The organism is Leucobacter luti, from assembly GCF_050310065.1.
Lineage (GTDB): Bacteria > Actinomycetota > Actinomycetes > Actinomycetales > Microbacteriaceae > Leucobacter > Leucobacter luti_B.
In genome coordinates, this window is sequence record NZ_CP190007.1 from 1,355,726 (window position 1) to 1,380,023 (window position 24,298).

Annotated in this window: 17 protein-coding genes; 5 read left to right on the plus strand and 12 right to left on the minus strand. The window is 69.4% G+C overall.

Annotation, left to right across the window (positions count from 1 at the left end; translation table 11 throughout):
* The first annotated feature begins 29 nt into the window (after positions 1 to 29).
* On the plus strand, positions 30 to 1,217 hold the full coding sequence (locus tag ACOPJ3_RS06245; RefSeq protein WP_427870970.1) for an amidohydrolase family protein: 1,188 nt from the start codon (positions 30 to 32) through the stop codon (positions 1,215 to 1,217).
* A gap of 146 nt (positions 1,218 to 1,363) precedes the next feature.
* Here ACOPJ3_RS06245 and ACOPJ3_RS06250 read toward each other — a convergent pair whose 3' ends face one another.
* Both ACOPJ3_RS06250 and ACOPJ3_RS06255 read right to left on the minus strand, forming a co-directional pair.
* On the minus strand, positions 1,364 to 2,398 hold the full coding sequence (locus ACOPJ3_RS06250) for a proline racemase family protein (RefSeq protein ID WP_427870971.1): 1,035 nt from the start codon (positions 2,396 to 2,398) through the stop codon (positions 1,364 to 1,366).
* Positions 2,398 to 5,991, minus strand: coding sequence for a proline dehydrogenase family protein (locus ACOPJ3_RS06255; RefSeq protein ID WP_427870972.1), 3,594 nt, complete (start codon positions 5,989 to 5,991; stop codon positions 2,398 to 2,400). Before ACOPJ3_RS06255 ends, ACOPJ3_RS06250 begins: the two co-directional genes overlap by 1 nt.
* 120 nt (positions 5,992 to 6,111) lie before the next feature.
* Here ACOPJ3_RS06255 and ACOPJ3_RS06260 point away from each other — a divergent pair, with 120 nt between their 5' ends.
* A complete protein-coding gene (locus ACOPJ3_RS06260; protein ID WP_427870973.1) occupies positions 6,112 to 7,026 on the plus strand; it encodes a LysR family transcriptional regulator in 915 nt (304 codons plus the stop codon).
* Positions 7,027 to 7,070: 44 nt separating this feature from the next.
* On the opposite strand, the gene ACOPJ3_RS06265 is transcribed toward ACOPJ3_RS06260, so the two are convergent.
* The 3 genes from ACOPJ3_RS06265 to ACOPJ3_RS06275 form a co-directional block, all read right to left on the minus strand.
* Positions 7,071 to 8,303, minus strand: a complete 1,233-nt coding sequence (locus tag ACOPJ3_RS06265; RefSeq protein WP_427870974.1) for an IS30 family transposase — start codon at positions 8,301 to 8,303, stop codon at positions 7,071 to 7,073.
* 125 nt (positions 8,304 to 8,428) lie between these two features.
* Positions 8,429 to 9,451 carry an agmatine deiminase family protein gene (locus tag ACOPJ3_RS06270; RefSeq protein WP_427870975.1) on the minus strand — a complete coding sequence of 341 codons (1,023 nt, stop codon included), beginning with the start codon at positions 9,449 to 9,451 and terminating at the stop codon, positions 8,429 to 8,431.
* Between the two features lie 76 nt (positions 9,452 to 9,527).
* On the minus strand, positions 9,528 to 9,719 hold the full coding sequence (locus ACOPJ3_RS06275; RefSeq protein ID WP_427870976.1) for a hypothetical protein: 192 nt from the start codon (positions 9,717 to 9,719) through the stop codon (positions 9,528 to 9,530).
* A gap of 93 nt (positions 9,720 to 9,812) precedes the next feature.
* On the opposite strand from ACOPJ3_RS06275, the gene ACOPJ3_RS06280 reads away from it, so the two are divergent.
* Positions 9,813 to 10,604 (plus strand): type 1 glutamine amidotransferase, encoded by a 792-nt coding sequence (locus ACOPJ3_RS06280; protein WP_427870977.1) that lies wholly within the window; start codon positions 9,813 to 9,815, stop codon positions 10,602 to 10,604.
* Between the two features lie 293 nt (positions 10,605 to 10,897).
* Here the strand turns inward: ACOPJ3_RS06280 and ACOPJ3_RS06285 are convergent, their stop codons facing one another.
* Entirely contained in the window at positions 10,898 to 14,749 is a 3,852-nt protein-coding gene (locus ACOPJ3_RS06285) for a multifunctional oxoglutarate decarboxylase/oxoglutarate dehydrogenase thiamine pyrophosphate-binding subunit/dihydrolipoyllysine-residue succinyltransferase subunit (protein WP_427870978.1), read from the minus strand.
* Positions 14,750 to 14,992: 243 nt separating this feature from the next.
* Between ACOPJ3_RS06285 and ACOPJ3_RS06290 the strand changes: the two genes are divergently transcribed.
* Together ACOPJ3_RS06290 and ACOPJ3_RS06295 are read left to right on the plus strand one after the other, a co-directional pair.
* The gene (locus tag ACOPJ3_RS06290; protein ID WP_427870979.1) at positions 14,993 to 16,327 is read left to right on the plus strand and encodes a hemolysin family protein; all 1,335 of its coding nucleotides are present in this window, start codon (positions 14,993 to 14,995) and stop codon (positions 16,325 to 16,327) included.
* Positions 16,324 to 17,373 carry a hemolysin family protein gene (locus tag ACOPJ3_RS06295; protein ID WP_427870980.1) on the plus strand — a complete coding sequence of 350 codons (1,050 nt, stop codon included), beginning with the start codon at positions 16,324 to 16,326 and terminating at the stop codon, positions 17,371 to 17,373. The genes ACOPJ3_RS06290 and ACOPJ3_RS06295 overlap by 4 nt, the downstream gene beginning before the upstream one ends.
* On the opposite strand, the gene ACOPJ3_RS06300 is transcribed toward ACOPJ3_RS06295, so the two are convergent.
* The 6 genes from ACOPJ3_RS06300 to metX form a co-directional block, all read right to left on the minus strand.
* On the minus strand, positions 17,361 to 17,981 hold the full coding sequence (locus tag ACOPJ3_RS06300; protein ID WP_427870981.1) for a hypothetical protein: 621 nt from the start codon (positions 17,979 to 17,981) through the stop codon (positions 17,361 to 17,363). The two genes, ACOPJ3_RS06295 and ACOPJ3_RS06300, sit on opposite strands and share 13 nt — an antisense overlap.
* Positions 17,982 to 18,084: 103 nt before the next feature.
* Entirely contained in the window at positions 18,085 to 19,299 is a 1,215-nt protein-coding gene (locus tag ACOPJ3_RS06305; RefSeq protein WP_427870982.1) for an ABC transporter permease, read from the minus strand.
* A complete protein-coding gene (locus ACOPJ3_RS06310) occupies positions 19,296 to 19,961 on the minus strand; it encodes an ABC transporter ATP-binding protein (protein ID WP_427871178.1) in 666 nt (221 codons plus the stop codon). Before ACOPJ3_RS06310 ends, ACOPJ3_RS06305 begins: the two co-directional genes overlap by 4 nt.
* A 110-nt stretch (positions 19,962 to 20,071) precedes the next feature.
* Entirely contained in the window at positions 20,072 to 21,454 is a 1,383-nt protein-coding gene (locus ACOPJ3_RS06315; protein WP_427870983.1) for a hypothetical protein, read from the minus strand.
* A 173-nt stretch (positions 21,455 to 21,627) separates the two neighbouring features.
* Positions 21,628 to 22,680: a hypothetical protein gene (locus ACOPJ3_RS06320; RefSeq protein WP_427870984.1), complete on the minus strand. Its 1,053-nt coding sequence runs from the start codon at positions 22,678 to 22,680 to the stop codon at positions 21,628 to 21,630.
* A gap of 243 nt (positions 22,681 to 22,923) precedes the next feature.
* On the minus strand, positions 22,924 to 24,129 hold the full coding sequence (gene metX / locus ACOPJ3_RS06325; protein ID WP_427870985.1) for a homoserine O-acetyltransferase MetX: 1,206 nt from the start codon (positions 24,127 to 24,129) through the stop codon (positions 22,924 to 22,926).
* Positions 24,130 to 24,298 lie beyond the last annotated feature (169 nt).

The window sequence follows — 24,298 nt, forward strand, 5'->3', positions numbered from 1 at the left end:
CAGAAGCGAGAAAGAGGAGGGTTCGTGCAGTGGGCGGATCACTGACTATTGTGGGGGCCCGCGTTTGGGGCGGCGCCGAGACCGGATTTGAGGAGCGCGAACTCGCGATCGTCGACGGTCTCGTCGCCGAAACCCCCGATCCAGCGGCTGAGCGTGTTGATGGCTCGGGCCGCTGGGTCATTCCGGGGCTCATCGACGCGCACTTCCATGCCTATGCGACGAGCATGGATGGTCTGGAAAACGAGCGAGGGCCATTGAGTTTCGCTGCGATCAACGGCAGCAGGCGACTCGAGCGTGCGCTGCGACGGGGCTTCACCACGGTTCGCGACGTCGCGGGCGGAGACATTGGTCTGCAGCGCGCCGTGGGTGCCGGGATCTTTCCATCACCGCGCTACCTGTTTACCGGTCCCGCACTGAGCCAGACCGGCGGGCATGGAGACCCGCGTGCGCAACACGTCGACATTTGTTTTTCACACGGCCACATGTGCGAGGTTGTTGATGGCGCCGACGCACTCCGGGTCGCGGTACGCGAGCGGCTCCGCACGGGAGCGCATGCGATCAAGATCATGACCTCGGGCGGAGTGTTCTCGCTTGCAGACCCGATCAGGATCCCGCAGTACTCACCCGAGGAAGTGCGTGCGGTCACCGAGGAGGCTGCGCGGCGCGGCTCATACGTTGCGGCGCACGCCTACTCACCCGAGGCAGTCCGCCACTCGATCGAGAATGGCGTCCGGTCGATCGAGCACGGCAACCTCATTGATGCCGAAACCGCAGATCTCATGGCTGCTCACGGGGCCTTTCTCGTGCCGACGCTTGCTGCCTACGATGCCATGGACCGCAGAGGAGCGGAGATCGGGCTCAACGAGACCTCGCTCGCCAAGAACACCGAGGTCTTGTCGAAGGGACAGGACGCCGTGCGGCTCGCGCTCGCCGCAGGGGTCAGCGTAGGGTTCGGGAGCGACCTCATGGGGGAGCTGGAGGACGACCAGCTGTGCGGGATTCGTCTGCAGGCCGAGGCTGCAGGTGCGCTCGAGACGCTCCGTTCAATGACGGAGACCAACGCTGAACTCATCTGCGATCCGCTCGCGGGAAACCTCCGGCATGGAAGCTACGGCGACGCTGTGCTGCTTTCGGGGGACCCGATAGAGGATGCATCTGCACTGTGGGACGAGAGTGCACGCATTGCGATTGTGCAAGCAGGACGCGTGGTTACCTAGACAGAGTTCGTCGTTAGCTTACAGCGAGCGCCGCTCGCCGCCGGCCGTCGCTCAGTAATCTGCGCTCGCTCCGTTGGAAACGGCCGAATTCAACGGAGCGAGCGCAGAATACGGAGCGAGCGCCGCCAAGCGCGGCCCCGGATCAGCTACCGCAGCGTGAACCCGACGCCGAGCTCGTCCTCGGGGTCGAGCATGAAGCGGTGCTCGCCCGTCTGGTAGGCGGTCCCCGAGACGCGGGGGACGAAGGTGCGCGAGCCGTCGGCGCGCGCGGGCCCGGGGGTCCAGCGGGCGCCGAACGCGGTGTCGACGATCGATCGGTGCTCGAGGGCGTCCTCCTGGGCCATGACGCCCTCGTCGGCGAGCAGCGCGACGCGCGCGCCGGTGCCGGATCCGCAGGGCGAGCGGTCGACCTCGCCGTCGGCGAAGACGGTGACGTTGCGCTGGCGGGGGCCGAGCGGCCCGCGGCCGAGGTCGTCGAACAGGATCGTGCCGTACACGCCGGACAGCCTCGGATCCTCGGCGTGCTGCGCCTCCGGGGAGTCGTTCAGCGCCCACTTGATCTCGCGGCCCAGCTTGATGAGCTCGGTGTAGTTCTCGGGCGTGACCTCGAGCCCGAGCGCGGCGGCCCGCACGGAGGCGTAGATCGCGCCGCTGAAGCTCATGTCGACCGGCACCTCGCCGCGCGAGGTCTGCACCGGGATCCCGCGCGCGATCACATGCGAGGGCACGTTCTGGAATGTTGCGCGCACGAGGCGCCCGCCGCGGCGCTCGATGAACGCCGAGACGGGCCCGGAGGGCACGTCGATCCTGACCTCGGTGAGGCCGTCGGGATCCGACTCGACGAGGCCCGTGTCGGTCGCCCACACGCCGAGGGCGATCGTGCCGTGGCCGCACGCCGTCGAGAAGCCGTCCTTGTGCCAAAACAGCACGCCGAAGTGGGAGGCCTCCTCGCCCGGGGCGACCGGGTTCGGCGGCACGATGAAGCCGCCGTACATGTCGGCGTGCCCGCGCGGCTCGCTGCAGAGCATCGCGCGCAGGGTGTCGGCGCCGGCGCCGTCGGCGATCGCCGAGATCCGGCGCTCGCCGACGGTGGTGCCCTGCGGCACCGGCGCGTCGTCACTCAGGATCCGGAACGGCTCGCCCGCGGTGTGGTAGTCGGTAGACCGGATCCATTTCGTCATCAGATGACCCTATCGCTCAGATGGTTCGGGGTTCCGAAGCGGTGCGCCGTGATCGACACCGCCTGCTCGTGGAGGTGGGGGAGCATCTCGACACGTCCGGCGGAGACGACCTCGCCGCCGTAGATCGCGACGTCGGGCTTGCCGCCGGTGGCCTCGTGCGCCGCCGCGACGGCCGCGGGGCGCGAGTCGCCTGCGACGATCCGCACGCGCGCGGAGGCCTGCGGCCCCTTGCGGGCGGCGAGCGCGCCGAGGCGGTTCGTCCAGGCGTCGTCGTCCTCGAAGTGGACGCGCACGCCGGCCGACTGCAGCGCGGACTGCACGGGCTGCGGCAGCGCGACCGGGGTGCTGAGCTCGGGCGAGGCGCCGGCCGCGAGGCCGGCCGCAACGGCCCTGATCACGTGGTGCTGGGCGGCGTCGGCCGTCGCGCGGATCGTGACGGGAACGGGCAGGTAGCGGAGCACGTTGCGCTCGATCCCGAGCTGCGAGGCGTCGCGGTTGACCCCGAACTCGCTCTCCCACGCGGCGGCGTCGCTGCCGAGCGCCGCGCGCAGCCAGGAGACGTCGCCCTCGGCGAGACCGGAGCGCTCCGCGGACGCGAGCAGCTGGGCCGCCGCGGCGCGCGGCGAGCGAGCCGAGCCCGTCGGCGCCTGGTCGTGCCACTCGCCGAGGCCGTAGAGGTAGCTCGGGCCGCCGGCCTTGGTGCCGGCGCCGATCGCGGACTTCTTCCAGCCGCCGAAGGGCTGGCGGCGCACGATCGCGCCCGTGATCCCGCGGTTCACGTAGAGGTTGCCGGCCTCGATCCGGCGCAGCCAGGTCGCGAGCTCGTCGCTGTCGAGCGAGTGCAGGCCGCTCGTGAGGCCGTAGTCGATGTCGTTGACGATGTCGATCGCCTCGTCGAGGGTCTTCGCGGTCATGATGCCGAGGATCGGGCCGAAGTACTCGGTCAAGTGGTACTCGCTGCCCCGCGCGACGCCCGCGCGCACGCCCGGGCTCCACAGCTTGTTCTTGCCGTCGCGGTCGAGCGCGAGCGGGCTGTCGCTCGGCAGTTCGCGCGGCTGGATCGCCCAGCTCTGGCCGGGCTCGAGCTGCGTGAGCCCGCGCAGCAACTTGCCGGCGGGGGCAGCGATCACGGGCCCCATCTGGGTCTCAAGGTTCTCGGGGGTGCCGACCTTGAGGGAGCGGACGGCGTCGAGCAGCTGGTTGCGGAAGCGCTTCGAGGTCGCGACGGAGCCCACGAGGATCACGAGCGAGGCCGCGGAGCACTTCTGCCCGGCGTGCCCGAAGGCCGACTGGGCGACGTCCTTCGCCGCGAGGTCGAGGTCGGCGTTCGGGGTCACGATGATCGCGTTCTTGCCGCTCGTCTCGGCGAGGATCGGCAGGTCACAGCGCATTTCGCGGAAGGTTACCGCGGTCTCGTACGCGCCCGTCAGGATGAGGCGATCGATGCGCGGATCCGAGACGAGCGCCGAGCCGAGCGCGCGGTCGGCAGGCTGCACCATCTGCAGCACGTCGCGGGGGACGCCGGCCTCCCACAGCGCCTCGACCATGACGGCGCCGGAGCGGGCCGACTGGGCCGCGGGCTTGATGATGACCGCGGATCCCGAAGCGAGCGCGGCGAGCGTGCCGCCCGCGGGGATCGCGACCGGGAAGTTCCACGGCGGGATCACGGCGACGAGGCGCGACGGCTCGTAGACCGCGCCCTCGACCCTCGCGAGCTCCTGGCCGAGCGCCGAGTAGAAGTTCGCGAAGTCGATCGCCTCGGAGACCTCGGGGTCGCCCTGGTCGAGCGTCTTGCCGCACTCCGAGCCCATGACCTCGAGGAGGTCGCCGCGGCGCGCCTCGAGGCGCTCGGCCGCGCGGTACAGGATCCGGGCGCGCTCGTCCGCACCGAGGGCGCGCCAGCCGTCCGACGCCGCGATGCCGCGCTCGATCGCGGCGTCGAGGGTCGCGATGTGCCCGATCTGGGAGGCCGCGACGGTCTCGTTGCCGAGCTCTGACGCGACCATGCGGTCCGCGATCCCGCGGCCCCAGGCGCGGTTGCCCGGCAGATCCGGATCCGAGTCCGGGGTGTTCTCGAAGGCGGCGTAGCCGCCGGCGACGAGGGCGTCGACGCGTGCCTCTGCGCCGGCCTCGTCGTACGCGCGGCGATCCTGCGTCCGATTCGGGGCCGGGACGTCGAAGTGCTCGGGATCGCCGTCCGCCGTGATGGCGGCGAGGTCTGCGAGCGAGGCGAGGAAGCGCTCCTTCTCGCGCTCGAACAGGGGAGCGCTGTCGTTCAGCTCGAACACGGCTGACATGAAGTTCTCCTGGCTCGCGCCCTCCTCGAGGCGGCGGATCAGGTAGGCGATCGCGACGTCGAACTCCTCGGGGTGCACGACCGGCACGTAGAGGAGCAGGCCGCCGACCTCGCGGCGCACCGCCTCCGCCTGTCCGGTCGCCATGCCGAGCAGCATCTCGAACTCGACGCCGCTTTCGGCGCCGCGCGCCTTCGCGAGCAGCCAGGCGAGGGCGACGTCGAAGAGGTTGTGGCCAGCGACGCCGACGCGGACGTGCTTCACGCGCTCCGGATGGAGGGCGTAGTCGAGCACGGCCTTGTAGCTCGTGTCGGATCCCTGCTTCGTGTCCCAGGTGGCGAGGGGCCAGCCGTGGATCGCGGCGTCGACGAGCTCCATCGGCAGGTTCGCGCCCTTCACGACGCGGGTCTTGATGGGGGCGCCGCCGCGCGCGACGCGGGCCGCGGACCACTCCTGCAGGCGGATCATCGCCGCGAGCGCGTCGGGCAGGTAGGCCTGCAGCACGATCCCGGCCTCGAGATTCAGGAACTCGGGGCGATCCAGGATCCGGGTGAAGACCTCAATCGTGAGGTCGAGATCCTTGTACTCCTCCATGTCGAGGTTGATGAACTTCTTCGGGCTGGCCTTCGCCGCCTTCTCGAAGAGGGGCACGAGCTGGGATTCGATGTGATCGACGGCCTGGTCGAACGACCAGTGGTTGTGCGGCGCGACGGTCGAGGAAACCTTGATCGAGACGTAGTCGACGTCGGGGCGCTCGAGCAGCTTGTGGGTGCCAGCGAGGCGGCGCTCGGCCTCGCCCTGGCCGAGGATCGCCTCGCCGAGCAGGTTCATGTTGAGGCGCACGCCGTCGCGCTTGATCTTCGCGATCGCGGGGCCGAGCTTCGCGTCGCTCGCGTCGATGATGAGGTGGCTCACCATCTGGCGCAGGACCCGGCGGGCGATCGGCACGACGATCCCGGGCAGCGGCTTCGCGAAGGCGCCGCCGAGGCCGATCGCGCCGCGCATCGGCGCGGGGAGGAACGCGGGGGTGAGCGGGACCAGGTCCTTCAGCTTCTTCGCCGCGACGTCGAGATCCTCGGGGCGCACGACGCCGTCGACGAAGCCGACCGTGAAGTCGAGGCCGTTCGGATCCTTCAGCACGCCCGCGAGCCGGGCCGCGGACGCGTCCGCGGGGATCTGGGCCGCCTCCGAGAGCCACCGGCGGACGAGCGTGATCGCGTCCTCCGCAAGGTCCTGGGGTCGTACGGCGACGGCGGTGGTCGGAGCGGGCATCTTCGGCCTTTCAATCTGTTCGTTCATCTGCGGTGCTGCGCGGTGGTGCGTTCGTTCATCGCAAGTGTCCCGCTCCGGAAGAATGAAGTAAAGCGATTGTTTCTGTGCTGTAGAGTTCAGAAAAACTTAATTGTTTGGAGGCTCGCGATGCTCGACATGAAACGGCTGCGGCTGCTGTGGGAACTGAGCGTGCGCGGCACGGTCGTCGCGGTCGCCGAGGCGCTCAGCTACAGCCCGTCCGCGGTGTCGCAGCAGCTCGCGCTGCTCGAGCGGGAGGCGGGTGTACCGCTGCTGCGCAAGACGGGGCGAACGCTCGAGCTGACCCCTGCCGCCGAGGCGCTCGTCGCCGAGACGGAGGATCTGCTCGCGGGGCTCGAGCGGGCCGAGGCGGCGCTCCACAGCGCGCACGCCGAGGTCTCGGGCACGGTGCGGATCGCGGTGTTTCAGACGGCGCTCCTCGCGATGCTGCCGCAGACGCTCAGGCGGCTGCGCGAGACGCACCCGCACCTGCGGGTCGAGATGGTGCAGCACGAGCCGGCCGCCGGGCTCAAGGAGACGTGGGCGCGCGGCTTCGACCTCGTGGTCGCCGAGCAGTATCCGGGGCACGCCGCCCCGCACTTTCCGGGGCTGGATCGGGAGCCGCTCACGCGGGACCGGATCATGCTCGGGCTGCCGGCCGCCTCTGCTGCCGACGCCGAGTTCGCGCGAGTGGAGTCGCTCGCGGACGCCGCCTCACTGCCATGGGTGATGGAGCCCGAGGGGGCGGCCTCACGCCACTGGGCGCTGCAGGCGTGCCGGAGCGAGGGCTTCGATCCGGACATCCGGTACGAGACGGCGGATCTCCAGGCGCACCTGCGGCTCATCGAGTCGGGCAACGCGGTCGCGCTGCTGCCCGGGCTCGTGCACTACATGGGGGAGCCGAGGATCCGGCTGCTGCCGCTCGAGGGCGACCCGCACCGCACGATCTTCACGGCGGCGCGCGCCGCGGCCGGCGCCCATCCGGCCCTCTCCGCGGTCCGCACCGCCCTGAGCGCCCTTGCCGGTTCTGCGCTCCATGTGTGATCTATCGCGGGGCGAGTTCAGGGGATCGTGTGAACACGCGTGTTTTATTCGATCTGCAGTAGTTTACTGAGGGCTTCTGTTGGGGTGTGCCAGTTGAGGGTTTTCCGGGGGCGGCCGTTGAGTTCTGCGGCGACGGCGTTGAGGTAGTCCTGACTGTACCCATTGAGCTTGGTCCCTTTGGGGAAGTACTGGCGGAGGAGTCCGTTCGTGTTCTCGTTCGTGCCTCGTTGCCAGGGCGAGTGCGGGTCGCAGAAGAACACGCCATCTCGTAACTCGAGTTCTCGTGCGATCCGGGCGTGGTCTGAGAGTTCTTTGCCTTGGTCCCAGGTGACGGAGAGTCGGAGATGATCGGGGAGGTGCCCCATTTGTCGGATCATTTCGTTCGCGACCGTGACCGCGTCTCGCCGCTTGGGCAGGTGGAGCAGGATCACGAACCGGGTCGACCGTTCCACGAGGGTGCCGATCTGACTGCGGCCATCCTTTCCGAGGATCAGGTCCCCTTCCCAATGCCCCGGAACCGCACGGTCTTCCACTTCGGCGGGCCGTTCGGAGATCATGACCATGCCCGGGATCTTCCCGGGGCCATGACCCTCATGCTGTTGACGGGTACGCTCCCGGGGCACCCGTTGTGCCCGGCCACTGCGCAAGCACCCTGCCAGCTCACGACGAAGCTCACCCTTGCCCTGCACATAAATCGACCGGTAGATCGCTTCGTGTGAGATCTGCATCGATGGATCGTCAGGAAAGTCCATACGCAATCGTTGCATTATCTGGGCCGGGGAATGCCCAAGCTTAAGGCGCGAGGCCACCAGAAACTCAAGCCGGGGATGCTGCTGCAGTTTCCCTGGCTTCGGGCGCGCGAGCCGGCGCTCGGCTTGTCGTTGGGCCAAAGAGGGCGAGTACCAGTCCGTCGATGTTGGTGGGCGGGTGGTGCGCTTGGGCCGATACATGGGGGCCCTGCCACGATTACGTCGCAGCTCGTTCCACACCGTCGAGGGAGACCTCCCCAGATCGCGTGCGATCTGCCGAATCGAGTCGCCCCGAGAAACTCCCCCGAGAATGCGTTCGCGTTCCCGGAGCGAGAGATACCTGGAATGAATCACGGGGGTCTGCCTTGGCACCATCCCACCAGCATGCCGGAACAAGAAGTCACCATGCGCCGGGCGGAAACCCGCCGCCAGTGACGCCTGCTGCCGAGTATCCCCGGCCCGGATCCGCCCCCAAAAAAAGATCTCTTGCGACCGGAACACCTTCCGCGTACGCCGCTTCTGAACCATCCAGTTCCACCTAACCCATCAAGGTGTTCACACGACCCCCTGAATTCGCACGGCGAAACCGCACATGGAGCGCAGAACCGGCAAGGTGGGGCGGGGCCGCAGGGCCCGCCCGGACGACCGGCGGATTAGAGCTTGGGCTGCTGCTGGGTGATGCAGTGGATGCCGCCGCCGCGGGCGAACAGCGGGCGGGCGTCGATCCCGACGACCTCGCGGCCCGGGTACACCTCGCGCAGGATCGCGAGCGCCGCGTCGTCCGCCGGATCTGCGAACGAGCACGCGAGCACCGCACCGTTCAGCACGACGTGGTTGATGTAGCTGTAGTCGACGAAGCCCTCCTCGTCGCGCAGCGTCGTCGGCGCGGGCAGGTCGATGATCTCGAAGCCGCCCGAGGTGTCGTTCTTGTAGCGCTCGGCCACGCCACGGTTCGTCTTTGCGATCAGGTGATCGGGGTGCGACTGCGAGTCCTGGCGGTGCATGAGCAGCACGTCGGGCGTGGCGAATGCCGCGAGGATGTCCGAGTGCCCGCGCGTGCCGAAGGTCTCGTGGTCGCGCGTGAGCCCGCGGGGCAGCCACAGCGCGCTCGTCGTGCCGATCGTGCGCGCGAGCTCCTCCTCGACGCGCGCCTCGGTCCAGCCCGGGTTTCGGCCGGGATCGAGCTGCACCGTGCGGGTGAGCACGACGCGCCCGGTGCCGTCGACCTGGATCCCGCCGCCCTCGTTCGTCATCTGGGAGTTGATGAGGGTCGCGCCGGCGGCCTCCGCCACGATCCGGCCGATGTGCTGGTCGTTCTGCCAGCTGGCCCACGACTGCCCGCCCCAGCCGTTGAACACGAAGTTCACGGCGCCGAGGGTGCCGTCGTCGCCGATCACGAAGCTCGGCCCGATGTCGCGCATCCAGGCATCATCGAGCGGGGCCACGATGCGGTCGATCTGGGCGGACAGGTACTTGGCGGCGACGGCCTCGTCGCCGGGGTTCACCACGACCGTTACGGGCTCGAACTCGCTCGCCGCGTTCGCGACGGCCGCCCAGGTGGTCCGCGCCTCCTCGACCTCGGCTTCGGTCTCGCCGAGCGTGTATCCGCTCGTCGGCCAGGCGAGCCAGAGGCGCTCCTGCTCGTGCCCCTCGATCGGCATGCGCCACGTCGTCATCGTTCACTCCTCGCAGTGTGGGTGGACACCAAGCGCCGTCGACGTCAGGTATGCGTCGGCAGCGCTGGCCCACAGTCTACGGGACGCACGTGCCGCGGCCGCAGGTCCCGCGGCTGCCGTTCTCGCTCGAAGCCGACTCGGCGCTCGCCGCAGTACTCAGCGTTTCCGGACCTACCGTCTCTTCTCTAGCGTCGTCGAGATTGCGCACGACGGCACCGTCGAGGCGCTCGAGCACGAGTCGGCCGAGCTCGGCGCAGTACAGTGGCATCCGGAGGACACCGCAGCCTCCGACCCGCTGCAACAGGCGCTCTTCGACTGGCTCGTCGAGCGGGCTCGGGCGCATGATCAGGGAGGAACACGAATGACTGAACCGCGCGTGCTCGTCGTCGAGCACCAGGAGAACGCGGGCCTCGGCCTCTTTGGGCAGCGCCTCTCGCGACCCGAGAGTGGCGTCGCGATTGAGACGGTGGGTCCGGAGGCGGGCCGCACGATCCCGACCTCGCTTGATGGGTACGACGCGCTCATCGTGCTCGGCGGCGCGATGGGGCCCACCGAGGACGACAAGGCGCCGTGGCTGCCCGCCACGCGCGCGCTCCTCGTCGAGGGCGTCGAGCGCGGGATCCCGACGCTCGGGATCTGCCTCGGCGCGCAGATGCTCGCGACGGCGACGGGCGGCAACGTGCGCACCATGCCAGGTGGGCCGGAGGTCGGCCTGCTCGGGATCGACGTGGTGCCGAGCGCCGAGGGCGACCCGCTGTTCGGGCCGCTCGCTGGCCGCACGGTGCAGGCCGTGCAGTGGCACTGGCTCGAGGCCGATGGGCTGCCCGCGGGAGCCCGCGTGCTCGCGTCGAGCCCTGCGTGCCGTAATCAGGCCTTTCGCCTCGGCGACGCCGCGTGGGGTGTGCAGTTCCACCCCGAAGCCCTGGGCCGCACCGCCGCAGAGTGGGTCGACGAGGACCGCGAGGGCTTCGAGGTGCTCGGACTCGACGAGGCCGAAGTCGTCGCGGAGGTGCGCGCCGCGGAGCCGAGCCTCGCGGAGATTTGGGGCGGTCTCGCGGACCGCTTCGCGGCGGTCACACGCGAGGCGCCCGCCGCCCGCGCCGCCCGCCACGCGGCCATGCCGCCCGCGCCGCCCCGTCCGTCCTTGAGTTGACCCAAAGTGCTTCCTGGAGTGCAGTAGCCGTCACTTTCGGTCAACTCAACCGAGAATGGCGGACCTGGCGGCCCTCCCGACCGCCCCTCGCGCGCTAAGTTGACCCAAAGTGCCTCCTGGAGTGCAGTAGGCGTCAGTTTGGGTCAACTCAAGGACGGGGCCGGTCGGGATCGGCCCCGTCGGGACCGGGCGGGACCGGGAAGCACCGCACGGAGCGGCGCGGCGGGCACGAGCGCGGGCGCGAAGCCGCGACCCCGCGCCCGCCCGAGGGCCGGTCGCTGCACGCGCGCCGCCTAGTCCTCGCCGTCGAAGCGGAGCGCCCGCGCGATGAGGGCCTCCTGCTCGACCGCGTGCACCTTGGCGGATCCCGTCGACGGTGCGGCGGAAGAGGAGCGCGAGACGACGCGGATCCGGTCGTTCTTCAGGTGCTTCGAGAGCTCGAGCGAGATGAACGGCCACGCGCCCTGGTTCTCCGGCTCGTCCTGCACCCAGACGAGCTCCGCGCCCGAGTAGGGGGCGAGGATCCGGCCGAGCTGGGGCGCGGGGATCGGGTAGAACTGCTCGACGCGCACGATCGCGATCCGGGAGTCCGGGTTCTTGTCGAGGGCGCCGCGCAGGTCGTAGTACGTCTTGCCCGACACGAGGATCACGCGCTCGATGCCCTCGCGGCCGGCGACCTGCGGGTCGTCGATCACGGGCTGGAAGGTGCCCTCGGTGAACTCCTCGACCGGCGAGGTCGCGCCGCGCAGGCGCAGCATCTGCTTCGGCGTGAAGACGATGAGCGGCTTGCGCGGCCGCGCGTACGCCTGGCGGCGGAGCAGGTGGAAGTAGTTCGCCGGGGTCGAGGGGCGGGCGACGATCATGTTGTCCTCGGCGCAGAGCTGCAGGTAGCGCTCGATCCGCGCGGACGAGTGATCCGGGCCCTGGCCCTCGTAGCCGTGGGGGAGCAGCATCACGACGGAGGACTGCTGGCCCCACTTCTGCTCGGCCGAGGAGATGAACTCGTCGATCACGGCCTGCGCCGTGTTCGCGAAGTCGCCGAACTGCGCCTCCCAGAGCACGAGCGCGTCCTCACGCTGCAGCGAGTAGCCGTACTCGTAGGCGAGGGCGGCGTACTCGGAGAGCAGGGAATCGTAGATCCAGAACCGGGCCTGATCCTCGGAGAGGTTCAGCAGCGGGATCCATTCCTGGCCGTTCGCGCGGTCGTGGAAGACCGCGTGGCGCTGCGCGAAGGTGCCGCGCCTCGCGTCCTGGCCGACGAAGCGGACCGCCGTGCCCTCCATGAGGAGCGAGCCGAGCGCGAGCAGCTCGCCGAAGCCCCAGTCGATCCCGCCCTGGCGGCTCATCTCGACGCGCTTGTTGAGCAGCTGCTGCAGCTTCTGGTGCACGTTGAAGCCCTCGGGCTTGTTACCGTGCGCGTCGCCGATGCGCTCGATGACCGTGCGGTGGACCGCCGTGTCGAGCGGGGCGGGGCCGGGGCCGCCAGCCTCCTGCACGACCGCGATACCGCTGTTGTCGATGATCGGGATCGAGCCGGTCTGCGCGGCGTGCGTCTCCTGGAACGCGAGCTCGAGGCGGGACTGGAAGTCCTGCTTCGCCTTCTCGTACTGCTCCTCGGTGATATCACCGCGTCCGACGAGCGCGCTCGTGTAGAGGCGTCGGGTCGAGCGCTTCGCCTCGATGAGGTCGGTCATGAGGGGCTGCGTCATCGACGGATCGTCGCCCTCGTTGTGGCCGCGTCGGCGGTAGCAGACGAGGTCGACGATGACGTCCTTGTGGAAGCGCTGGCGGAACTCGTAGGCGAGCCGCGCCACGCGCACGACCGACTCGGGATCGTCGCCGTTCACGTGGAAGATCGGGGACTGCACGACCTTGCCGACGTCCGAGGAGTACACGGCGCTGCGTGAGTCGATGGGGAGCGTCGTGAAGCCGACCTGGTTGTTGATGATGATGTGGATCGTGCCGCCCGTGCGGTATCCGCGCAGCTGCGACATCTGCATCGTCTCGTAGACGACGCCCTGGCCGGCCATCGCGGCGTCGCCGTGGATGAGCAGCGGCAGCGTCGTGAAGGAGCCGATCGGCTTCAGATCCTGCTTCGCGCGCACGATGCCCTCGAGCACGCCGTCGACGGTCTCGAGGTGCGAGGGGTTCGCCGCGAGGTGCACGGGCACCTGGGTGCCGTTCGGCGCGGTGAAGACGCCCGAGGTGCCGAGGTGGTACTTGACGTCGCCCGAGCCGCCCTTCGCGGTCTGGGCCCCCTCGAACTCGCGGAAGATCTGGCCGTAGGTCTTGCCAGCGATGTTCGACAGCACGTTCAGGCGGCCGCGGTGGGCCATGCCGATGTCGACGCTGTCGACGCCGTCCTCAGCCGCGTCGATGAGCATCGCGTCGACGAGCGGGATCACGGACTCGCCGCCCTCGAGGCTGAAGCGCTTCTGGCCGACGTACTTCGTCTGCAGGAAGGTCTCGAACGCCTCCGCCTCGTTGAGCTTCTCGAGGATGCGCATCTGCTCCTCGGTGCTCGGCTTGGCGTAGGGCACCTCGAGCTGCTCGCGCAGCCACAGGCGCTGGGCCGGATCCTGGATGTGCATGTACTCGATGCCGATCTTGCGGCAGTACGAGTCGCGCAGGACGCCCAGGATGTCGCGGAGCTTCATCGTGCGCTGACCGCCGATGCCGCCCGTCACGAACTCGCGGTCGAGATCCCAGAAGGTCAGGCCGTGCGACTCGATCTCCAGGTCGGGGTGCGAGCGCTGCACGTACTCGAGCGGATCGACGTCGGCCATGAGGTGGCCGCGGACGCGGAACGAGTTGATGAGCTCCTGGACGCGGGCCGTCTTGTCGACGGCGCCGGAGATGTCGACGTGGATGTCGGAGGCCCACTGCACGGGCTTGTAGGGGATGCGGAGCGCGGCGAAGATCTCCTCGTAGAAGCCGTGGCCGCCGATGAGGCGCTCGTGCACGAGCTTCAGGAACTCGCCGGATCCCGCGCCCTGGATGACGCGATGGTCGTAGGTGCTCGTGAGGGTGATCGTCTTCGAGATGCCGAGGCGCGTGAGAACTTCCTCGGAGGCGCCCTGGAACTCGGCCGGGTACTCGAGCGCGCCCGCTCCGATGATGCAGCCCTGACCGGGCATGAGGCGCGGCACCGAGTGCACCGTGCCGATGCCACCCGGGTTCGTGAGCGAGATCGTCGTGCCCTGCAGGTCGGCCGCGCCGAGCTTGTTGTCGCGAGCGCGCTTGACGAGGTCCTCATACGCCGCGAGGAACTCATTGAAGTCGAGCGTCTCCGCGCGCTTGATCGACGGGACGAGGAGGGATCGGGTGCCGTCGGGCTTCGGGATGTCGATCGCGATGCCGAGGTTGACGTGGGCAGGGGCGACGACCGAGGGCTTGCCATCGACGTCGGCGTAGGAGACGTTCTGGCTCGGGAACTCGCCGAGCGACTTGATGAGCGCCCAGCCGATGAGGTGCGTGAACGAGACCTTCCCGCCGCGGCTGCGGCGCAGGTGGTTGTTGATCACGATCCGGTTGTCGATGAGGAGCTTCGCGGGGATCGTGCGCACGCTCGTCGCGGTCGGCACCGAGAGGCTCATGTCCATGTTCTTGGACAGCGAGCGCGCCATGCCGCGCAGCGGCGTGACCTCGTCCTGCTTGTCGTCCGCATCGGCCTTCGGCGTGGGGGTCGTGCGCGGGGCGTCGGCCGGGATCGGTGCGATGCGCGGAGCGACATTCGTGGTGCGCGCCGGCTGCGTCATGGTGCTGACCGGGCCCGTCGCCGGCGCGGCGCCGTGGGCTGGGGCAGTCGATGGCTGCTGGGCCGGTTGCTGAGTCGCACCGCCAGGAACCGTCGGGATCGGCGTCGTGGGGGTCGGCGCCTGTGCCTGTGCCGGTGCCTGCGCCTGTGCCGCTGCCTGTGCGGGCGCGGACGAGGCCTGGGGCTGTGACGCCTGCTCCGATGTGGGGGAAGCGGAGGTGGACGGGCTCTGCTGCGAGCCATAGCGCTCGAGGACCGGCCACCAGGACTTGTCCACCGAGTTCTTGTCCACCTGGAACTGCTTCCACAGCTCATCGACGAGCCAGGCGTTCGCACCGAAATCTCCTGCGGGGCCTGCCTGTCCGGCGGCCTCCGTGCGTTCAGCCAATGCGACTTCCTCTCGTTCGTAGTCGAGCACGGTGGAAAACGGGCCAGGGGTGTGGGCTCCGTAGCCGTACCACCCACAAGCCTACGCCTTTGGGCGCGCGCTCGCAGGCAGTCTCCCAGTGTTGCACGGAGCTTCTGCTGGTAATGTTGGGAAGGCTATGGACCCAGACTCTCGAAGACGATCGGAGCCCCCGAGTACGAGCCGCGCCCTGGCGCGGCCACTCCCTGACATCCGGAGTCGAGCGTGAACGACTGGATTCTTCTCGCCTTCGGCATTCTCCTCACCGCGGGCACCGGTATTTTTGTCGCCGCGGAGTTCTCCCTCGTCGCTCTCGACCGCCAGGATCTCGAGCGACGCCGCGAGGGCGGTGAGCGCGGCCTCGACCGCGTGATCCGCGGCCTCTCGCGCACCTCAACGCACCTGTCGAGCGCGCAGCTCGGGATCACCCTGACGACGCTGCTCGCCGGGTACACCCTTGAGCCCGCGATCTCGGGCTTCCTCGATGGGCCGCTCGGCGCCATCGGCGTCCCGCCCGAGCTCAGGCGCACCATCAGCGCTCCGGTCGCGATCGCGCTCGCGACCGTGTTCTCGATGATCGTCGGCGAGCTCGTTCCCAAGAACTTTGCCCTTGCGAAGCCGCTCGCGACCGCGCGGCTCGTGATGCCGGCGCAGGCGGCGTTCACGACGACGTTCAAGCCCGCGGTCATGCTGCTGAACGGCAGCGCGAACGGGATCCTGCGCTCCATTGGCATCGAGCCGAAGGAGGAGCTCTCGGGTGCGCGCTCAGCTGAGGAGCTCTCCTCGCTCGTGCGGCACTCGGCGAGCGCTGGCCTGCTCGAGGAGGACACGGCCACGCTGCTCGACCGCACGCTCCGCTTCTCCGAGCTGACGGCTGGTGACGTCATGACGCCGCGCCTCCGTGTCGAGAGCATGCACCGCCTCGATCCTGCGCAGGACGTCCTCGAACTCTCGGGGCGCACGGGCTTCTCCCGCTTTCCGGTGATCGACGAGGATCGCGACGACGTCGTCGGCGTCGTGCACGTGAAGCGTGCCGTCGGCGTGCCGCGCTCGAAGCGCGCCGAGGTCCCGGTCGCGGCGCTCACCGAGGACGTCGTCCGGGTACCCGAGACGATGCGCCTCGACCAGCTCCTCGAGGAGCTTCGGACCTCGGGTTTCCAGCTCGCGATCGTCGTCGATGAGTACGGGGGCACCGCGGGCATCGTGACGCTCGAGGATCTCGTGGAGGAGATCGTCGGCGAGGTCGCCGACGAGCACGACCGCGCGGCAGCTGGAGTGGTCGGCAGCGCGGACGAGATGACCTTTCCGGCGGACCTTCGCCCTGATGAGGTGCTTGAGCAGACCGGGATCGAGATCCCGGACAGCGACGAATACGACACCGTCGCGGGCTTCGTGCTGCGCGAGCTCGGCCGGATCCCGGAGCCGGGCGACGAGGTGCCGCTCGATGGCGGCGGCACGCTGCGCGTGGAGCGCATGGAGGGGCGCCGGATCGCGCGGCTACGGTACACGAGCCCGCCGCTGCCCGTCGGGGCTGATGACGAGACGGAGGACCGCGCATGAGCGACTGGGCAGGTATCGTCTGGCTCGTCGTGCTGCTCGCGGCGAACGCCTTCTTCGTCGGCGCAGAGTTCGCCGTCATCTCCGCGCGCCGCTCTCAGATCGAACCGCGGGCCGAGGCCGGATCGAAGCGCGCGAAGACCGCGCTCTACGCGATGGAGCACGCCACTCTCATGCTGGCGACGAGCCAGCTCGGGATCACGGTCTGTTCCCTCCTGATCCTGAACGTCTCGGAGCCGGCGATCCACCACCTGCTCGAGGGGCCGCTCGCGTGGACCGGGCTGCCGCCAGAGGCCGTGAGTATTACGGGCTTCGTGCTCACCCTGCTTGGCGTCTCGTACCTGCACGTCGTGTTCGGTGAGATGGTTCCGAAGAACGCCGCATTCTCGATGCCGGATCAGGCCGTCCTGCTGCTGGCCCCGCCCCTTGTGATGGTGTCGCGGATCTTCAAGCACGTCATCAGGGCGCTCAACGCGATCGCGAACGGCGTGCTGCGGATGTTCGGCGTGGAGCCGAAGTCCGAGACGAACAGCACGTACACGCTCGAGGAGGTCGCGAGCATCGTGAGCCACTCGACGCGCGAGGGCGTGCTCGAGGATCGCAGCGGGGCGCTGACGGCAGCCTTCGAGTTCACCACGAAGCGCGCTTCCGACCTCGTGGTGCCCTCAGACAAGCTCATCGTGCTCGCTGCTGGGGCGACGCCGGAGGATGTTGAGGCTGCGGTCGCGCGCCACGGCTACTCGCGCTACCCGATCGCGGGGGAGGCCGGCGGATTCGCGGGCTACGTGCACATCAAGGATCTGGTCAGGCTGGCAGAGGACCGCATCGTCGAGCCCATCCCGCCGAAGCGGATCCGGCAGATGATGTCGTTCCTCGCCGACACCGAGCTGGAGGACGTGCTCGCCCGCATGCAGGCGCGCGGGATCCACCTCGCTCAGATCCACGACCCTTCCGGGGCAGAGCTCGGTGTCGTCTTCCTCGAGGACGTCATCGAGGAACTCGTCGGCGAGGTGCATGACGCCACGAGGCGCCAGCGCTACTCGGGCTGAGTGGCCTCGACCCTCGGGCCCGTGGCCGGGGAGAGGACGAGGTGCGCGGCGACCTCATCGAACGGCAGGATGCTGCCCACTGCGAGGCGGCTCTCGGGGACGGAGAAGCGCACGTCGAATTCGGCGACCTCGTCGCCGATCGTGGTCGGGGTGAGCTCGACGCTCGTGTTGGGCCGCTGCTTGCCGTCGAAGGCGAGCGTGCCGACGGCGGAGACCGTGCCGTCGGAGCCGCCGCGGCGGAGCACGGCCGGCTGCGTGAGCTCGAACGAGACGGCGGGCAGCTCCGCGATCTGGACGTTGAACTGGGCCTGTGTGATGACGCCCTCCGTCAGCACCATGTACCCGGTGGACGCGACCTGCTCGGTGAGCATCGCGCCGAGCCCTGAATCGGCAGCCGGGGAGATGAGGCTCGTGTCGGTCACCTCGTAGACGCGCTCGGCGGGGCTCGCCAGCAGGTTGGAATCGGCGGAGGCGTGGAGTTCGGCGGCGTGGCTCGTCACGTCAGCCGCCCTCGCGCACCCCATGAGACCGAGCGGGAGGACGGCCGAAACGGTCGCCACGGCGCCGATCACGCGCACCGAGCGCCGGCCGACCCTCGCGATGCTCACCCGCTACCTCCCCGAATGTGCTGTTCGTTAGCGTTTTTTGAAGACGCGGCGAGCATACGGGAAGAAATTGGGAGGCTGCCCAGAGCGTGCTGCCCGCGACCGGTCAGGACTCCCGCAGCGCGTCGACGGGTTCGATCCTCGCCGCCTTCACCGCGGGGTAGCCGCCCGCGGCCAGCCCGACGAGTGCTCCCATGGCCACCCCGACCGGCGCGGTCCAGGGGGCGAGCACGGGTGTCCACTGCTGCATCAGGCAGACCCCGATGAGCGCGAAAAGCCCGACGACAACCCCGATGAGCCCGCCGAGGACGCCAGTCGTCATGGACTCGAGCATGAATTGGCGCGCAACGTCCCGCGTCGTCGCTCCGAGGGCCCGCCGCAGGCCGATCTCGCCGCGCCGCTCCGTCACGGAGAGCAGGGTCACGTTCGCGATCCCGATCCCGCCGCCGATGAGCGCGACGATGCCGATCGCGAGGAACAGCACGTTGATGTCTGACTCGACCTGGTCCCGCAGCTCGTTGCTGTTCGGAGGCGCTCCCACCCGGTAGGCGTCGGTGCTGTTCGGATTTAGCGCGATCGGCGCCTGGCGCGCGACGACGGAGCCTGCACCGAGCGCGATCCGGATGTCGAGCGACTCGGGCGTGGAGAAGCCGAGCTCGTTCCTCGCGGTCTGGAGCGGCACGATCACCGAGTCCTGCAGATTGCCGCGCGCGCCGACGGAATCGAGGATGCCGATCACGCTGTAGGCGCGGTCGTCAACGAAGATGGCAGGCTGCCCCGAAACCCGATTGATGCCGAGCCGCTGTGCGGCCTCCTTCCCGAGCACTGCCACGCGGTCGCCGCGACGTTCGTGCCCGGCGTCGAAGAACCGGCCAGCTCCGATCGTCCCTTCGACGACGTCGAGCAGCTCGGGGGATGCGCCGATGAGCGGTGTGGGTGCGAGTGGCGGCGCCGAGGGGTCCTGCACGCGCACGGCGTCGACGCGGTGCGCCGCCTTCGTCGTGGCGATGAGGGCCGCGTGTTCGACACCCGCCAGACGTGAGACGCGGTCGACGCTGTCCCACGGGAGCACCGCGGTCGCCCGGGTGTTTGTTCCGCCCGCATACGTCTTGCCCGGCTCGACGGTGACCCGCGTCGCCGCGAGCGCGTCGAACTGCTGCGCGATCTGACCGGATGCCGTCTGGGCGAAGCCGATCGTTGCGACAAGCGCCGCGATGCCGAGGACGGTGCCGACGAGCGTGATGATGAGTCGAGAGGGGCGCGAGCCGACCCCCTCGAGCGACTCGCGCACGAGATCGGCCAGGGGGATCCCGTGCCTCATTCGACCTCCTCGAGCGCGCCGTCGAGGATGCGCGCGCGACGCGCGGCCGCTGCCGCGACCGCGTGGTCGTGGGTGATCATGACGATCGTGAGCCCCTCCGAGTTGAGCTGGGAAAAGAGGTCCATCACCGATTCGGAGTTCTCCCGGTCGAGGTTGCCTGTTGGCTCGTCGGCGAGGAGGAGTCGCGGTGAGGTGCTCACCGCGCGGGCGATCGCGACGCGCTGGCGCTCGCCGCCGGAGAGCCGGTTCGGGGTCGCGTCGAGGCGGTGAGCGAGGCCGACACGCTCGAGTGCGGCCCGCGCGATCGCTGCCCGCTCCCCGCGCGGGACGCCGGCGTACGTGCAGGCGAGCACGACGTTCTCCAGGGCGGTGCGTGTGGGAAGGAGATGGAAGGACTGGAATACGAAGCCAATCGCGTGCGCGCGCAGGGCCGTGCGCGCCTCGTCGCTGAGCTCGGCCACGTCGATTCCCTCGAATCGGAATTGCCCGGTGCTCGCGCGGTCGAGGAGGCCGAGCAGGTTGAGCATGGTCGACTTGCCGGAACCCGAGGGGCCGATGATCGCCAGGTAGTCGCCTCTGGCGACCACGAGATCGACCCCGCGCAGGGCGTTTACCGCGGGCGGGCCCGAGAAAAACCTGGTCACGTCGGCGAGGTCGAGCAGTGGGCCGGGAGTGAGCGGATCGCCGGCGTGGACGGCGGGGCGCGCTGCGAGGCGTTCCGGCGTGGGGCGGACCAGGGGGATGGCGGCGACGAGACGACTGGTGATCCGGTTCACCGGCCGACCACGACTCTCGCGCCCCGGCTGAGCCTCGGATCATCGGAGGAGACCTCGACGAAGCCGTCCGCGGCGAGGCCGGCTTTCACCGCGATGCTCTCCGTGCGCGAGGTGCCGGCCTGCTCGTCGGGGATGACAAGTTCGACCCGGTCTTCGCCGCCGGATCCCGCGGAGAGTCCTGCAATCGGGATTGCCAGCACCTCGCCCGCGGTCGAGGCAACTGGAATCTGGAGCCGCACGTTCGTGCCGCGCAGCGCCTCCACCTGCTCCGGCGTGAGTTCGCCGGGTGAGAGCCGCACCGTCATCCGCTTGGTCGCCCCCTGGCCGCCACCGCCTGCGCCGGAACCGGTGCCGCCGCCCGCGCCTCCTCCTGCGCCCTGACCATCGCCTCCGCCCTCGTTCGCGCCGCCCGGCTTCGCGGCCTCGATCGACTGCACCGTCGCCACGAGTTCGGCCCCGCCTGGGCCCTCGTAGCGGGCGGGCAATCCCTCCTTGAGGAGTGATGCGTCCTGCTCGGACACCGTTCCGACGATGGCGAGCGTCGCACCGGAGACCGTCATGGGTGACCCGGAGAGCGAATCACCGCGCTTCACGGAGACCTCGTCGACGCGGCGGGGGAGACCTCCAAGGTAGAGGACCTCGCTCGAGGGCAGTGTCGGGAGCGCCGCCGTGCGGGCGGCGCTCACCGTCTCCCGCGCGTCCTCGAGCGCGATCCGCGCCGACTCCACCGCGGCCCGCTCTGCCGCAACGTCCGGCTTCGCGGCATCGATGGCCGCGGCCAGCTCCGCTTGCGCCGAGGCGAGCGCGCCCTGCGCGTCGCGCGTCGCGCGCTCGGCGTCTCGCACGGCCTTGCGGCTCTCCTCCCCGCCGCCTGGCGCGGCATAGCCGATCTGCTCGTAGAGTGCGCCGATGGCCGCGGCCGTGTCGCCGTCGAAGACGTCGCTCGCGGGGTCCCCTACGCCGTACCCGAGCGAGGTGAGCGCAGCTTTCAGCTGGAGCACGTCGGGCCCGCGCATTCCGGCAGCGAGCGAGCGGTACGCGGGAAGCTCGCCCGGCAGCACGACGACCGGGCGCCCTCCCACCTCGAGCGCGATGTCCCCGGCGTTGAACACGCGGCCGACCTCGGGCACCTGGCCCGTGACGATCGGCCGGTTCTCCGAGCCGGCCGTGTCGAGCGTGACCTTCACCGCGTCAGCAAATGTCACTTCCCCGCGGGTCAGCACGGTGTTTTCGATCACGCGCTGCTCGATCTCCGCGGTCACCGGCCCCGCATCCGGCGGGGTGCGTCGGGCCGCGAGCTCCGCTGGGGACACGACGAACTGCATGACCCCGATCCCGAGCAGGAGCGAGACGACCGCGACCCCCGCGATGAGGGCCACGAGCCGCGATCCGGTCCAGGACCGACGGGTCGGGGACTCAGCTGACTCTGTTGACTCTGTTGACTCTGTCGCCTCAGGCGCGTCAAACGCCTCAAGTGCCTCTGGCGCCTCGCTCCTCTCGGCCCCCGGCTCGGCCTGGGGCTCCTCCCGTGTGCGCCGCAAGCGGAACAGCTTCACTTGGCCTTCGAGTCCTTGCCGTACTTGGCGATGAGCGCATCGAGCCTGGCCTTGTTCTCGTCGATGAACTTCTGCTCGGCGGCGAAGACGAGTTTCTGCAGCTTGTCGTCATAGCCGAGCTTCTCGCGGCACTCGCTGTCCGCGGTGGCGACGGCGATCTCGCGCTGCTTGAACTTGGCCTTGACTTCATCGCTCGGCTCAGCAAATTCCCCGGTCGCCGACGGCATTCCGCTCGTCTCGTAGAACTCCTCGGACATCGCGCTCTGTGTCGTGGAAGGGCTTGTCAGATCGTGGTGACCCGCCTCGGACATGCAGTCGGCCCATTCCCGGTCCAGCTTCACCGCCTCCGGGTCGCTCGGGCCCTCGGTCCCGGTCATGCTGTAGAAACCTGAGTAGATCGAGGACATCGAATCGAAGAGGTCCTTGAACTCGGGATCGTCATAGGCTGCCATGCTGGCGTCCTCGCTCTGAACCGCGTGGTGGGCGGCCCCGGAGCAGCCAGCCTTCTCCAAGCCCCATTCAATGCCCTCACCCTCCTCGGCGGCCGCCATCTCCTCCTCGCTCGGCCCGGAGCCATAGAGGGCTTCGCTGAAGGCCTCCTGCTCGGACTCTGAGAGGCTCAAGATGTAGTCAGTGTTGGGGTCAGCTGGCGGCTCCCCGCCTCCGCCCTCCTGATCGCCACCCAACGGCGGCGATTCGACGATGCCGTACCCGTACTCCTTCGCGAACTCCGCTGTGCCCCATTCGACCGAGCTACCTTCTTCGGAGTTGCCCACCTGGGGGCCAGTCGCGAGGTTGGGCGTGTACTCGAAGCCCTCCTTCAACATGCACTCTGCGGTCAGCTCCTCCATCTTGCGGTGCTGCTCGTCGAGTTTCTCCTGGGTCATCTCCTCCTGATCCCAGATCGCCCCGAGATACTCCTGCAGCGGGCCGGTTGGCACCTCGTCACGTTCGGCGTCGGTGTTCCCGGCGCACCCGGAAAGCAGAATGGCGCCCACGATCGCAGCGATGGGGAGCGTCGCGGTGAGGCATTTCGGTACGCGGATCATGAAGGCTCCTTCGACGGGCGGTGACAGCGAGACGGCGAAACGGCGAAACAGCGACTCACCTGCGGGGATTGAGCGACATCTGTAGCGCGGGCGTCAAGCTAGCACGAGGGTCTGCCACGCCCCGGCGAGCGTCACCGCGATCCTGATCCGGATCCCGGGATTGCCGTCGTACGATCTGGGAGAACGTGTGGGGCCTGTGAGAAGTTACCGAACGCGGTCGCCCGGGCGTGTCCGGCCGGAACGCTATTGGGCGAGCAGCCTTGTCAGCTGCGCGCCCACGCGCTCAAACTCGATGAGGAAGGCGTCGTGGCCGAAGGGGGAGTCGATGCGCGTCGCGCGGTCCCCGTCGAGGCTGCCCGGCGAGTGCCGCGCGATCTCGTCCTGGCCCTCGACCGTGAACAGGCGGTCGCTCGGGATTCCGAGCACGAGCGTCGGCAGATCCAGCGTGGAGAGCGCGGCACGCACGCCGCCGCGGCCTCGGCCGACGTCGTGCGAGTTCATCGCCTGCACGAGCGTGACGTAGCTGTTCGCGTCGAAGCGGCGCGTGAACTTGTTCCCGTGGAAGTCGAGGTACGACTCGACCGCGAAGCGTCCGCCGCCGCCGAGGGGGCTCACTGCGGACTGCCAGGCGCGGCCGAAGCGCTCGTCGAGCTCGGTGTTGCTGCGGTAGTTGAGGAGTGCGAGCCGGCGCGCCGTCGCGAGGCCGTGATGCGGGCCGATCCCGTCTGGGGCGTCGTAGTAGTTGCCGCCGCGATAATTCGGGTCGGAGCGGATCGCTTCGAGCTGCACGAGGTTGAGGCCGATCTGGTCGGCCGTCGTCACGGGCGGGGCCGCGATCACCGCGAGGCGCTCGAGCCGATCCGGCTGCGAGATGCCCCACTCGAGGGCGTGCATGCCGCCCATCGATCCGCCGATCACCGCGGCGAAACGCGGGATTCCGATCGCGTCGGCGAAGCGCGCGGCGGCGGCGACCTGGTCGCGGATCGTGAGGTAGGGGAAGCGGCCGCCCCACTCCCGATTATCGGGGTCTAGGGAGGCCGGGCCCGTCGAGCCCTGGCAGCCGCCGAGCACGTTCGGCGCGACGATGAAGTAGCGGTCGGTGTCGAGCGGGCGGCCGGATCCGACGATCTCGCTCCACCAGCCGTCCGTCGCATGGCCGGGGCTGGCGCTGCCGACGAGGTGGCTGTCGCCCGTGAGCGCGTGGAAGACGAGGATCGCGTTGTCGCGGGCGTCGTTCAGGGTGCCGAAGGTCTCGTAGGCGATGCGGACATCGGGAAGCTCGGCCCCCGCCTCGGTCGTGAGGGCGCCGATCGAGGCGAAGCGGCGGTCGCCAACGGGGTCGCCGTCGCGCCAGCCGCCAGAGATCGGCGGGCGGCCCATGAGCGCGCGCAGCTGCGCGTCGGTGATGAAGTCCGTGGGGAACGAATCCTCGGGCGTCTGCCAGTCCATAGCTCCCCATTGTGCCCGGCCGCGGGCGCCCGCGCCCGATTGTTACGCCCCCGCGCGGTTCGGCGCCTCGGTCGCGGGATGGTTGTTAGCGATTTCGGGGCTTCGCGGGCCCGCAAAGCCCCGAAATCGCTAACAACATCCCAACCGCGCGGGGCGGGTACGATCAGCG